This is a genomic window from Saprospiraceae bacterium (assembly GCA_016716185.1).
Lineage (GTDB): Bacteria > Bacteroidota > Bacteroidia > Chitinophagales > Saprospiraceae > Vicinibacter.
The window spans coordinates 2,578,902-2,592,767 of the sequence record JADJWV010000002.1 but is presented as its reverse complement, the minus strand read 5'-3'; the positions used below and the strand labels follow the sequence as shown (position 1 = coordinate 2,592,767).

Below are 13,866 nucleotides of genomic sequence, written 5' to 3'. Positions count from 1 at the left end.
ATTTCCATGAATCCGGTCGAATTGAAGTTTGGCAGTGCATCCAACTCATTATATTGGAAGTTTATTTGTCTTCCTTAATATAATTGCAATGATCCTTGATACCATCCTTATTTTATCTGGTTTTTTTGCTTTGCTGGCTGGTCTTGCAGGTTCGATATTGCCACTACCCGGACCACCTCTCAGCTTATTGGGTTTGTTTTTAATCCATTGGAGCCGAAAAATAGAATTCAGCTCTGAATATTTGTGGACTTTTGGCATACTTACTTTGCTCATTACCATTCTGGATACCATCATTCCGGTTTTAGGCCAAAAAAAATTTGGTGGAACTAAACTTGGAGTTGTGGGAGGAATCCTGGGGATGATTATAGGCATGGCCGGAGGAATAATCGGACTGCTGTTGGGAACTTTTATAGGGGGACTGATTGGTGAATTGTTAAGTGGAAAACCAGGGTCTCAAGCAATGAAAGCTTCCTTTGGAGCATTCGCAGGTTTTGTTTTTGGAAGTTTACTCAAAATGGTGCTTTGTCTTGCAATGCTTTTTACCGCGGCGCGTGAATTTTTCTAAAAATCGGTTTAAGCAATATTTTATTTTCTTAGGCAAATAAGCTTTACAACCTATTCTTGGAGTCCTTAAAAATTGGTCTTTATTAAGGTGAATCGCTATTCGAACTTGAAATATTGAAAATTATGAATTGAAGTTGATATCCTTTATTTCCATCAAAGTGTGCAATTCTCAAATTTAGTAGGAGTTCGACATAAATGACATTTATTTTTGTTATTTTAAGGAAATCCAATTAAAAATATTTTTAAAATATAAAGGCATGTGGAGAAATAATGGGGTCGATGAAATAACCCACTTCATTATCTTGAAGCTCCTGTAAAGGCCTGATTGCTGGGTATCCTGATAAATTCTAAGCTGCCCGGTTTTACGCCTATGAAAAAAGTGTAATACCCAAATTGTGGCGACCAGTCAAACCGCATGAGCCAACAATGCAAATCGCGTTCAAGCCCTAAAGAAGGATATTGAAATCCTTTGGCATTGAAGTCATAAGCAATATTTGACAAATTAATTCTCCAATTGCGGGTGAGCGGAATACTGCCCTGCAAACTGAAACTATGTACCGATCTTTCGACTTGATCTTTACCTTGATCAGATCTGCTGTGTCTGAAATTCAGGATGTATTGCAGATTAAAATTGTAAAACAATTCAGCCAGACTTGGCAAAGATTGGTTTTTGGTACTTGTTTCTGTTTTTTTAAACAGTGAAACAAATTGACCTATAGTCGAAGAGAAGGTTGTATTGATATAGGCAGAACTAAGAATTAATAAATGATTATTCCGGTGGATGGCAAATTCTTTACTTCTTCTCTCGCGACCCTCGATGAAATCCCTGCCATAGGGATCCAGCGACATTCCGTAATAGATGGTGATCATTCCATTGAGAATCCGGTTGCTGCCACTGGCGATGATGGGATTCAAATTGAATGAATCTGCAAAAACATTGTAATTGGTACTGATGTTCAGATTTTCTATGATGGGAATTTTGTGAAATGAGCTGTCTTTCTTCTTGTAATATTTAAGTTCTATCCGATTGGATAGATTGAAAGAGATGTTGAAATTTTCGCCTGGTACGGAGAATCCTCCGAAAGGACTGTCCGTGAATTTGATGTATTCGCGCACTGTATTTTTTTCCGGCCGTAAATCTGTATTGTAAGTTTTATAATAATTGAAAGGAGATTTATGATAATCCGGCGAATAGTTCAAACTTATGGAAGGTGTAAGTTGATGCCGGATGCCCCTGAACCAACCCTTGGAAGCCAAGATCTGGCCGAAAACCTGTGTGCTTATCCCTGCCGAAGCCGTTATCGTTCTGAATGATCCAAATGTATTTTTTCTGAGTGTATCCAATTTACCGTATACAGAATCTACTGCGTTGGCAGGAAGAAAAACTGTATCTTTTAATTGTATTTCGTTCTGAAAAAAACTAAGTTCTTCATCGTAGGAAATGCTGGGATTGAAGCTCAAATATTTTAATATTTTGAAATTTGCATTGAGATCCAGTCCATGTCTGAATCCATATCTCAGGTCGTCAAAAACTTTATCGGTAAATAAGATCGTATCGGTCGTATTTACACTATTTCGGAATTGAGCTGAATAATTCGTGGTAATCCTGTCGTACCACTTTTCAGTAGAGCCAATCCGGTTCTTTTTTTGAAACGGGTTGATACTTCTCATTTGAAAATTCAATTCAGGTAAAGTAACATCGACGATTTTCGATATTAAATTTTGGGAATGAGACATACCGGCAGAAAGTGAAAACGGACTGTTTGGAATCTGAAGGTTGTAATTGAGACTCGACCGAAGTACATTTTGAAGAGCTGCATTGTAATTGGTAGATTGCAATTTTGAAAATCCTTTGGTTTCAATATGTACACTACCACCGAAACTCTGATAAGGATGTGCTCCTGCCTCCTGCCGGTGCGACCATTTAAGGCTGATGGGTCTGTTGATGTTGGTCAGGTAAGATGCTGGTAATTCCTGAATCCTGTTTTCGTATTGCAGATCGACAGAACCGCTGTACTTGTATTTCTTTTTGTAATTGCTGATGACACCAATCTTATAGGATCCTTTAAAAAAAATATCACCCAATATTTTAAGGTCCATGTAATCGCTGACCGGCAGGTAGTATCCAATATTTGTAAGACCAAACCCGCGATCATCATAGGTATATTCCTTGGGAAACAAAATACCGGATCTTGCTTTTTTAGAAATCGGAAAAAATCCGAAAGGCAACCATAGAGGGGTTGGAATGCCTTGTATTTGTACATGTGATGGACCTACCACAGCAACTTTATCCGGAATGATTTTTTGTTTTTTGCTGTAAATACCATAGTGTGGATGTTCTGCATCACAAGTTGTAATGATGGCGTGTTGATTGAAAATGATATCATCGCCTCCACTGGTTTTACTCAATTTGGAGATAAATTTGGTTTCGGCTCCATGAATAAAGAGATCTCCTTCTTTGGTGACAATTTCTTCGATCAGACCTTTCTTGGATTCGAAATTGTAACTGATCTTTTGGGCTTTAAAATTCTGATCTCCTTCTTTGAATTCGGGTATGCCGGTTTTAAAACCCGTTGAGTCTGCAGAGGGTTCCGCAATAGCCATGTTTCTATTCAATTCTACGCGGATGTATGCAGCTTTTATTTCCATCGATTGGTAACGGATGTAGGCTTCACCGTACAGGTGGATGATTCTTTGAGCGTATTCGAAACGAACCTTGTCGCTGGCCCCGTAATCGACGGGCTCTTCAATGCTGTCGGCTGAAACTAAAAATAGTTTATCTCCGGTCAGAACCAGGCTGTCTTTCGGAGACGCTAATGGCAACAGAGACACAGAGTCTGTCTGCTGGGCAGCCAAGCACAAGCCAAAAAGATGAATGACAAGAAATTTTAATACTTTATGCAAATAAATATAATAATTTATATATTTAATTATTTATAATATGTATATTTGAGCTGAATTTTACTCAAAATGCAAAACTACGACTCCTTTGCAATTGCGTTCAAATTGCTCACGCGATTATGCCCATTACTTTTTTTAGGTTTTTTGCAGCATCAGGCCTATGCACAAAATAACGGGATTTTCCCTTTGATCGTATTGGATCCGGGCCATGGTGGCAAAGATCATGGGGCTGGAAATCATTTATGCAGTGAAAAATCGATTTGCCTTTCGATATGCAAAAAAACCCGGGATTTGATCCGGAATAAAATGCCGGAAGCCAGGGTATATCTGACCCGCGAAGAGGATGTTTTTATACCCCTGAAAAAGAGGTCGGGCTTTGCAAACGATCTCGATGCCGATCTCTTTATTTCGGTTCATTGCAATGCACACGGAGGTCATCCCCGAGCAGCAAGAGGCACCGAGACCTATGTCATGGGCTTGCATAAGACTGAAGAAAATCTGGAAGTTGCCAGACGGGAAAATCAATCCCTGCTTTTTGAGGATGACGAATCACATTCGGATGAATTGGATACGGAATCGCTGATTTTCCTGAATCACTTGCAGGACCGGAATCTTCAAAAGAGTATCGAATTTGCAAAACTGGTTGAAGACCGGTTCCTGTTGCACCATCCTGGAAAGAGTAAAGGAGTCAAACAGGCAGGTTTTATGGTTTTGCATCAAATCAGCATGCCTGGGGTTTTAGTAGAGGCAGGGTTTTTAAGCCACCCGGATGAATCTAAATATTTATGCTCATCAGAAGGTCAAGATAAAATTGCGGATTTGCTGGCGTCTTCTATACTTGAATTTTTTATCAAAAGGCTTCCATATCCTTATTTAGCTGAGCAGAAGGAGCAAAAAGTGGATGCGCAATCCGGGTCTAATTAGGTTCTATTGCGAATGACGATTGGCCGGTAAATTGTAAATAAAAGTTTTTATAAATTGGAAGTGAAGCAGAGCATTTTTGGTTAAGTTTTCAGTAATCCGGTTCAATTTTGATTATTTATTTCAATGATCGATTGAATTTTGGAAGGCATCATCAGTACATTTCGATGAATTTGAAAAACTTTGACTGCCATAAACAGTCCGGATTAACAGTTCTTTAGCAGCGACTGTATTTTTAGGGTCGACATGGATTGCCTTGTTTTTTATATTTTTGGGCCTGCATAAACAAAAGCACCAGTTTGAGAAACGAAGTAAAAGTCGGTATTTTAAGTCTAGTTACCATTGTAGTCTCGGTTTTTGGCTATAAATACCTGAAAGGAAGTAATATCCTGGAACGCTCAAATACTTATTACATCCGCTTTGGAGATATTGGGCAAATGGATGCTTCTGCTCCAGTGCTCATCAGGGGTTTCAAAATTGGTTCTGTGACCAAGATCAATCTCGATCCAGAAAATGCGGATTTGATTTTGGTAACTATAGAAGTAAACAGGGAAATCAATCTGCCTAAAAACACAAAAGCAATATTAGTAAGCCAGGGTCTCATGGGCGGCAAAGCACTCGTGCTCGATTACCCAAACATTTGTTTGTCTGATTGCCTGCCTGATAAGAGTTTTATTCCCGGTGAAATTGCAGGTATGCTTTCGAGCATGATAAGCAAGGAAGAAATTAATGAATACGCAAAATCAGTTGGGAACGAAATCAATAAAATTTTAGATACATCTCAGGTCAACAACAACTCACAATTGGCCGGCACGGTAAAAAATATTCATTTGATTTTAGCCAACCTTGCTGTTTCAACATCCCGCATCAATCAATTACTTGAAAGCTCAACAGTGGGTGTTCAACAATCGATGAAGAATATGGAGGCGGTCACAGGAGCCTTGGCAAAAAATGCAGAAGCTTTGTCGAACACCATCCGCAATATGGACAAAATTACAGCGGGTATAGCTGAATCAGAACCCGGTAAAATGATAAAAATGGCAGATCAGACTTTCGAAGAAAGTAAAAAGGCGCTGCAACAAATTACCACAACCGTGGAAGCAAGTAAACAAAGCATCACTCAGCTCAATCAGGCGTTGTCTGACATCAATAACAGCAAAGGAAGTTTGGGAAAACTGATCAATGATCCGGCTTTGTATCAAAATCTCACCAAAACATCGAAAAATCTGGATTTATTGCTTCAGGATCTTCGTCTGAATCCAAGGCGGTATATCCATGTTTCTGTTTTTGGCAAAAATGGAAGACCTTATGAAAAACCAATAACTGATCCGGCAGACCATTAAATAATGAAATCTGCCAGGCAGATTTTGATTCTCCTGCTCCTCCTCCTCGCTCATTTCCCGAATATTTAAATTGAAAACTTCTTAGAATTAAAAGTGAACAGCCAGTTTTTGAAATTTTCTAAGATCAATTGAATTTGAAAGGAGATTATATATGTATTCCATTGAAATAATATTAAATACACATAATATTTAATTATAATATTAACCGATTATCATATGGGCTTTTCGTTAACAATCAATGGACTATTGCAGATTTTGGTTAAAATTCCAGCATTCATTTGGTAAAATTCTGCTTATTCAATTATATTTACTGAAACATTGATGTCCTTTCATCAATCGAAACCACGTTAACAATTTTCTCAGAACAAAACCAGAAACAGATGCTGTTCTTTGTTGCTTTTATCTTTTCGTGTTTCGGCTTACAAGGCATAACTACAGAAGAAAAAAATGTTTCGGAATTTACCGGAAGCTGTTCCAGAATGTCTGATTCCCTGGTTTTAGCTGAGTTTTACTTTGCAACCAACGGACTTAACTGGAACAATTCATGGGATCTCAACAGGCCTATGAACGAATGGAATGGAGTGCTCCTCAATGCCAGCGGTTGTGTTCAGAGTCTGGTTCTCGTAAACAACAATGTCAGTGGAATTCTTACTTCCAGTTTGAGTATGCTTTCAGACTTAAGAATCTTTTATGTTTTCGGAAATGAGTTGACAGGGCCTATACCTCCGGAATTCGGACAATTACTCAAACTGGAAGATCTGGTGCTGGAAGACAACTCTTTATCCGGCGGCATTCCAATGGAGTTATCTCAATGTTCGAGTTTAAAAAATTTATCTTTAGCCAATAACCAGTTTACCGGAAACATTCCCGGGGAGTTGAGTTCCCTCTCCAATCTGGTCACCATGAATTTAAGTAAAAATCAATTCAGTGGAGCCCTGCCTGCCGAACTGTCTGCTTTGCAAAAGCTTTCGGTTCTCGATTTAAGCCAGAATCAATTATCCGGAGAAATTCCGCAATCCTGGAGCCAACTCATCGGTTTACGAGAATTATACCTTCAGTTCAATTTTTTTACCGGAACCTTACCATCAGCTTTTTCCGCTTTTACTCAAATGAACCACTTTTGGGTTTATAATAATGATTTTACAGGAAGAGTTCCAGACCTGACCCAGGCACCCTTATTCAGTTTGCGTATTGAGAATAATCGTTTTTCGGATATTCCCGACTTCAGTGGATTGACAACCTGGGGTAATTCATTTCCATTTGGACTGGTTATTACAGGAAATCAATTTACGTTTGAAGATTTAATTCCGTTAAAGAAAATTCCAAGGCGGTATTATTATGAATTTAACCCACAGGATCCGGTTGAAATTGATTCCATTCTTTTTATTGACCAGGGTACGAATTACACGGTTCAGACTTTTGTAGATCCTGCCCTGAATGAAAATAATTTTAAATGGTTCAAGGATACCAGTGTGGTCTTTATCAGCAATCAGAATACGTTTGAAATTTTGCAGGCTTCTTCAAAAGATGAAGGATATTACAGCGGACGAATTACAAATCCGGAAATCAATGACTTTGAAATATTGATCAATAAATTCCGGGTTGTCGTTTTTGATGCCATAGGTTGCGACAAACCCTTGGCAGGAAATGAATGTAAAGAAGCTTTGGCTTTCTGCAGCACAACGGAGTTGCATAATTATTGTGGTTCTCTGGGTGTCATTGACACCAGCCTCCATTATTTTTTGTGCGATACGATGATTGGTGTATCCAATCCCCGATGGTTGTCATTCGTAGCACCGGTTGACAGCATACAAATTGAAATTTTACCAATCAATTGTTCGGGCATTGAAGAGCAAGGTATCATCTACCGCGGAATGCAGGCAGCATTGTGGCAGTCTTGCGGCAGTCGTCCGGACAGCATTCTTTTATGTAGCGAAACTTGTAAGGAAGGACCGATTATTTTTAATTATGGGTCTTTCATCGTTGGTCATACCTACCAACTCGTGCTGAATGGATGCCATGGAGATAACTGCAGTTATGTGATCAAGATCCGGCAGGGATTAAAAACATTTGAATTGGAAGAGCCGGGCCTTATCGTAGGAGAAACTTTGATCTGTCCGGGTGATGAAGAATACTATTACAAACTTGGTAAAATTCCAGGTGCTGAATCCTATATGTGGTTTTTAAATGATACGCTTATTGCTTCCACTGCAGATACATTCATTGTACTCAAAGATCTGGACGAGGGTACTTACGAAATGAAGGTGAGGGCAGTAAATTTTTGCGATACTACATCGTATAGTTCACTGGTGATCAATGTAAATCCACAAATGTTTATCAAAAATGTTACAGTACAAAAAATTGCAGCAGATTCTGCTTATGTGATTTCGTTTGATATTGAGGGCGGCATTAAACCATATTCGGTCAGCAAAGGAAGAGGTAAGATTGATCCGGTGAGCGGCAATTTTATCTCAGACACCTTACTTTGTAAATCAGGATATGAATTTGAAATCAGCGATAGCAACAATTGCGTCATTTCTTTGACAGGATTTGAAAACTGTGGTTGTATGTCCAAGGCTGGTGATATGCCCGTTGATACCTTGCAGATCTGCGAAGGGCAGAGTTTTACAGTCAATTTTATTTCGGGTACAGAATTACAAGATCCGAATGATTTGAGTACTTATATTATTTATTCCGATATTTTAAACCCAACTGGTTCCATTATAAAAAGCAATGTCAATGGAATATTTCCATTCGATCCAGCCAGATTCAGATTTAACATTTGGTACAACATTGCGCGCGTTGTTGGAAGAAAAAAGAACACGGGAGAAATCAATTTTAATCACCCCTGTTTAAGTATTTCCAATATTCAGCCACTGATCTTCAGACAAAAGCCTTTGGTTTCAGCTGGGCCTGATTTAAATGTTTGTGGGTTTAATGCGAGCCTCCAGGCATTTGGAAATTTTAGTAGCGGGGTGTGGAGATTGACCGATGGGCCGGGAAACGGAGTCTTATCAGATTCTACCAACTCAGCAACGATGCTTACGGTAAACACCTATGGGACCTATACGCTTGTTTTTGAAGTGACCAATGGATTTTGTATTAATAAAGATGAAATTAAGGTGTTATTCCGGGAAGGTCTCCAACCCAGTCTGACGGGATTTCTTTTTGTATGCGAGGGACAATCAACCACTTTGGATGGCGGTTCCTTTCATAAATATTTGTGGTCAACAACAGATACAACGAGAAATTTAAACATTCAGGTTCCAGGCACTTATTGTCTTACAGTCAGCGACGAAAACAATTGTACCGGAACGACTTGTGTAGATGTGATTTTATCGACAGCCCCCGTTGCTCAAATTTTATTTCCCGACAGTTTGTGTACCGGTCAGGGAGATAGTTTAAAACTTACTAACAGTTTTTATAATTACAACTGGAATGATTTATCAAACCAATCATTTCTTCCTATAGATACCGGTGGACAATATTGTGTAACAGTAACCGGATTTAATGGATGTACCGACTCGGATTGTGTTGAGGTTATATCGAAATCAAGATCTTATGGAAGTCACGTAGACACTGTTTGTTATGGGAATACATACGAGTTCCGGAACCGGATTTTTTCTGGTCCCGGTTCTTATTCTGTAATCATTGATGGAGTGGCTGAAAATGGATGCGATAGCGTCATCCTTCTGCAATTGGGCTGGTGGCCGGAAATTTTTATTAAAGACAGCATTATACTCAAGGACAATGGCAGTGGAACAGGTGCGATCAATATAACCGTTGACGGAGGAAAAGGTCCTTACAATTATCTATGGAACAATGGGGCAAGGACACCAGGGATTACCAACCTGCGGGCAGGTGTTTATACTTTATTTGTAACGGATGTGGAGGGTTGTATTCAAGTGTTCATGATCACGGTCCCCATGGCAACAGCTGTTATTGATGACCTGGGATTACAACCACAATTTAAAGTATTTCCGAATCCGGTATCGGCTAAAGGAGAACTGATATTGGAGAATAAAGGTGCCACAGGTAAATTCTCCATTCAAGCCTTTCATTTGTCTGGTAAGTTGCATGAAAAACAAACATTCGTTAGTATCCTTTCCGGTGAGAAAGTCACTCTTAGAAATTTTACAATCAGTGGACTATACTATTTGTCCATAAGGAATGAGAAAGGTTTGGTGAACCACTACAAATTTGCGGTAACCGATTAAATTAAGTAGATATGAGAAATTTTACCTTAACAGTTTTATTTGTTTTTTATTTCTGTGCTTATTTGCCGGCACAAAATGGCATTAAAATAAATCGCTGGATCACCGGAGTTTCGATACCTGTAGATCTGGCACATTGCGGCGATGACCGGTTGTTTGTCATTGAGAAGTCGGGAAAAATACGCATCATCAGAAATAATGCATTGGTGTCTGTTCCTTTTTTGGATATAACTGCAAAAGTAAGATCTACGGGAGGGGAACAGGGTCTATTGGGAATGGCATTCCATCCTGCTTACAAGACAAACGGATTACTTTATGTAAACTATACGGATCGTTCTGCAACTACAAAAACAGTTATTGAAGAATACAAAGTCACTGCAGATTCAAACAGAATTGATTCTACTTCCGGAAGAATTTTACTGACCATTGATCAACCCTTTACAAATCATAATGGAGGATGCATCCGTTTCGGACCCGATGGATACTTATATATCGGTATGGGAGATGGGGGAAGCGCTAACGATCCGCAAAATAATGCTCAGAATAAAATGTCATTGTTGGGTAAAATGCTCCGCATCGATGTAAATGTTAGCCCTGGTTACGGAATTCCGCCAACCAATCCTTTTGTAGGAAATGCCGCGTACGCTCCCGAGATCTGGGCTATGGGAATGCGCAATCCATGGCGGTTTAGTTTCGATCGCATGAATGGGGATCTCTGGATAGGAGATGTCGGACAAGGGAGTTGGGAAGAGATAGATTATGAACCGGTGAATGATCCGGGTGGAAAAAACTACGGTTGGAGATGTTATGAAGGCAACTCCAATTTCAATACAACCGGTTGCGAACCCAAGGCCAATTACACTTTTCCAATTTACGAGTATTTCAGCGATCAAAGTATAAACGGATGTTCGGTAACCGGTGGTTATGTCTACCGGGGGTCGAAATATCCGGGGCTTTTTGGAAAATACATTTACGGTGATTATTGTACAGGAAAGATCTGGGCTCTTGAGCAAATGCAAGGAAACGCTCCTGTAAATACTCAGGTATATGATCATAGCAACAATTCGATTACTACCTTCGGGGAAGATGCTGATGGCAATCTGTATTTTGCTGATGCCAGTAGCAGTGCTATTTATCAAATTACCGATACCTGTAATCTGCAACTGCAATTAAATATTGAAGGCATCAGTTGCGCAGGAATGAATGATGCAAAGATTTCGACCAATTTGAGTTTGAATCCCAATGCATCCTTTATCTGGTCCACGGGCGACACGAGTTCAACATTAGAAAATATTGGCCCCGGTTTGTATTCGGTAAGTGTAAGTTTATCAAATTGTCTGGTGACCTCCGGTTTTGAAGTCAAAGGAAAGCAACAAGATACCGCTTGTATTACTCCTCCATTCCTCACATCGTTTTGCGAAGGAGATTCAACTGTTTTGATTGCCTGCGATGCCAGGAGTGTTTTTGAGTACAGATGGTTTTTAGATGGAGTACAACTTGGCGAAACAGGTAAAAGGCTCTATGTATTCCGGCCAGGGAATTACCAGGTAGATTACATAGATAGTTCGGGATGTACAACATTGCGATCATCACCCATTCAGATCGTAGTTTTTCCAAAACCACAGAAACCAGGGATTTGGGTGAGCAAGGATACAGTTTATGCAGATCCGGGATTCAACAGTTATCGTTGGTTCCATTTGGACGTTTTTGTTGGTTCGGGCACGGCTCCCTATTGGTGGGCAAATGGTGCTGATGGAGAATATAAAGTTCAGGTCGTCGACACCAATGGCTGCTTTAGCGAATTGTCAGATTCTGTGTTGGTAGTGATACCGGCTACCGGTAATCCCGGATCATCAGAAGAGGTGATTCACATTTACCCTCAACCGGCGGGTAAGTTTCTCCAGTTTACAAGCACATTTGAATTCGAAAATTGGGAAATCATGAATCTAAATGCCCAGAAACTGGATTCGGGAAGTATGGGGGGTTCAACTAAGAAAACACATTGGCTTGACATCAGTCATTTAAGTCCGGGTAGTTACATTTTACAACTCGGTAAGCGCACCAAGCAATGGCAGAAAATATTTATAAAACATTAGAAGTCTGGTGCTCTAAAATATTGCCGATGTAGATTTTTACCCTGAATGTTTTCTAAAATGGATTGGTCTCGCTTCAGGAAGAGAACAGGTAAGTTGCTCTAAATAATTCAATAAACCTTTGTCAACCGTTTGTTGATTGGGGTATGAGAAAGTGGGTGCTGGCAGGCTCGAACTGCCGACCTCCGCCCTGTCAAGGCGGCGCTCTGAACCAACTGAGCTAAGCACCCCGAATCCGGCATGGGTGTGAGCAAGGAAGAAGCCACACAAAGTAGCTTATGACGCAGCGAACCGAGAATCCGGCATGGGTGTGAGTGTGTGTGTGAGTGTGAGTGAGCAACGAAGAAGCCACACAAAGTGGCTTATGACGCAGCGAACTGAGAATCCGGCATGGGTGTGAGTGTGTGTGTGAGTGAGCAACGAAGAAGCCACACAAAGTGGCTTATGACGCAGCGAACCGAGAATCCGGCATGAGTGTGTGAGTGTGTGTGTGAGCAAGGAAGAAGCCACACAAAGTGGCTTATGACGCAGCGAACCGAGAATCCGGCATGAGTGTGTGTGTGAGTGTGTGTGTGTGTGTGTGAGGCAACTGGAATCCGGCATGAATGTGTGTGTGCAGGAGAGTGTGTGTGAATGGGAAAACACTTTTGCCTAATTTGGAATTGTATTTTCTGCGCCATCTGCGTTATCAGCGGGAGAACAAAACGTTCTGGCGGACCCCAAACATTTCACCAATATTCTTTAATATCAGGCCGTAAAGGTAACAAAACACAGAAAATGTCGAAGCAGAATCAAAAATTGCTGCTCTCGAATTGTTGTACTTTTGCCATTGAAGACCTACAGTAATTAACGCGCAAGCCAATTTTTTTAAATTCTGAGGCTTTGACGATAAAAACAAACGTTCATGAACCCATTTCAACTAAAAAAAGATCTGATATTTTTGGATCTCGAGACCACAGGAGTACATGTAATCAGGGATCGGATCGTGCAAATAGCCATGATCAAGTACAGGAAAAATGAAGACAAGCCTATAGAATACAACCAAATCGTAAATCCGGGTATTCCAATTCCTGATGAGGCATATAAGGTACATGGCATTGGCCCTGCCGAAGTTGCCAATAAACCTACTTTTAAAGAACTGGCGAAAGAACTGTACGATTTTATTGGAGAAGCAGACCTGGCAGGATATAACAGTCTTCGGTTTGACATTCCACTGTTGGCCGAGGAATTTTACAGGTATGGTTATGATCTGGAACTTGAAAAACGCAAACTCGTTGATGTTCAGCGCATCTTTTATAAAATGGAACCCAGAACCCTGAAGGCAGCCTATCAGTTTTATTGTGGCAAAGATTTAGTCAATGCACACGATGCTATGGCTGATACCAAAGCAACTGTAGATGTTCTGATCGGACAATTAAGCAAATATCAGCATTCAGATTTTACAAATGATGATGGACTGGTGATTGCAAATCCGGTGCGAAATGATGTCAAAGCCCTGGACGAGTTTACTAATGATTTGGGAACTCTGGATCCAACACAGCGCCTGAAACTGAATGATAAATCCCAGATTGTTTTCAATTTTGGAAAATACATCAATAAGACACTGGATGAGGTGTGGGAGGTAGAGCAAAATTATTTCAACTGGATCCTCGATAAGGAGTTTTCCTACCAGGTTAAAAAGATTATTCAAAATTATCTTTCCGACAAAAAAGACCAGTTAAACCGGAGAGAACGTGGAACCTAAATCTAAATTCAAATGTTATTATTCAGTTGAATTTGTCTGAAACTCGAAATTTAGCATCTTTTAATTTTCCTAACCAACTTTGTTGA

Annotated in this window: 7 protein-coding genes and 1 tRNA gene; 6 read left to right on the top strand and 2 right to left on the bottom strand. The window is 40.0% G+C overall.

The genetic code is table 11. From position 1 onward, the window contains the following. The first annotated feature begins 88 nt into the window (after positions 1-88). On the top strand, positions 89-565 hold the full coding sequence (locus tag IPM34_11935; protein MBK8956246.1) for a DUF456 domain-containing protein: 477 nt from the start codon (positions 89-91) through the stop codon (positions 563-565). 296 nt (positions 566-861) lie between these two features. Here IPM34_11935 and IPM34_11930 read toward each other — a convergent pair whose 3' ends face one another. Then, entirely contained in the window at positions 862-3,468 is a 2,607-nt protein-coding gene (locus IPM34_11930) for an LPS-assembly protein LptD (GenBank protein MBK8956245.1), read from the bottom strand. Between the two features lie 66 nt (positions 3,469-3,534). On the opposite strand from IPM34_11930, the gene IPM34_11925 reads away from it, so the two are divergent. The 4 genes from IPM34_11925 to IPM34_11910 all read left to right on the top strand — a co-directional run bounded on the left by IPM34_11925 (position 3,535) and on the right by IPM34_11910 (position 12,039). After that, on the top strand, positions 3,535-4,389 hold the full coding sequence (locus tag IPM34_11925) for an N-acetylmuramoyl-L-alanine amidase (protein ID MBK8956244.1): 855 nt from the start codon (positions 3,535-3,537) through the stop codon (positions 4,387-4,389). Positions 4,390-4,685: 296 nt separating this feature from the next. Then, the gene (locus tag IPM34_11920) at positions 4,686-5,729 is read left to right on the top strand and encodes an MCE family protein (GenBank protein MBK8956243.1); all 1,044 of its coding nucleotides are present in this window, start codon (positions 4,686-4,688) and stop codon (positions 5,727-5,729) included. Between the two features lie 380 nt (positions 5,730-6,109). Further along, on the top strand, positions 6,110-9,946 hold the full coding sequence (locus IPM34_11915) for a hypothetical protein (GenBank protein ID MBK8956242.1): 3,837 nt from the start codon (positions 6,110-6,112) through the stop codon (positions 9,944-9,946). 11 nt (positions 9,947-9,957) lie between these two features. Then, a complete protein-coding gene (locus IPM34_11910) occupies positions 9,958-12,039 on the top strand; it encodes a PQQ-dependent sugar dehydrogenase (GenBank protein ID MBK8956241.1) in 2,082 nt (693 codons plus the stop codon). A gap of 152 nt (positions 12,040-12,191) precedes the next feature. Here the strand turns inward: IPM34_11910 and IPM34_11905 are convergent. Next, positions 12,192-12,266, bottom strand: a tRNA-Val gene (locus IPM34_11905). 674 nt (positions 12,267-12,940) lie between these two features. Here IPM34_11905 and IPM34_11900 point away from each other — a divergent pair. Next, positions 12,941-13,780 (top strand): 3'-5' exonuclease, encoded by an 840-nt coding sequence (locus IPM34_11900; GenBank protein MBK8956240.1) that lies wholly within the window; start codon positions 12,941-12,943, stop codon positions 13,778-13,780. The last annotated feature ends 86 nt before the right edge of the window (positions 13,781-13,866 follow it).

Coding starts and splice junctions, on each gene's coding strand:
- IPM34_11935 (MBK8956246.1), top strand. CDS start 89: ATGATCCTTGATACCATCCTTATTTTATCTGGTTTTTTTGCTTTGCTG.
- IPM34_11925 (MBK8956244.1), top strand. CDS start 3,535: ATGCAAAACTACGACTCCTTTGCAATTGCGTTCAAATTGCTCACGCGA.
- IPM34_11915 (MBK8956242.1), top strand. CDS start 6,110: ATGCTGTTCTTTGTTGCTTTTATCTTTTCGTGTTTCGGCTTACAAGGC.
- IPM34_11910 (MBK8956241.1), top strand. CDS start 9,958: ATGAGAAATTTTACCTTAACAGTTTTATTTGTTTTTTATTTCTGTGCT.
- IPM34_11900 (MBK8956240.1), top strand. CDS start 12,941: ATGAACCCATTTCAACTAAAAAAAGATCTGATATTTTTGGATCTCGAG.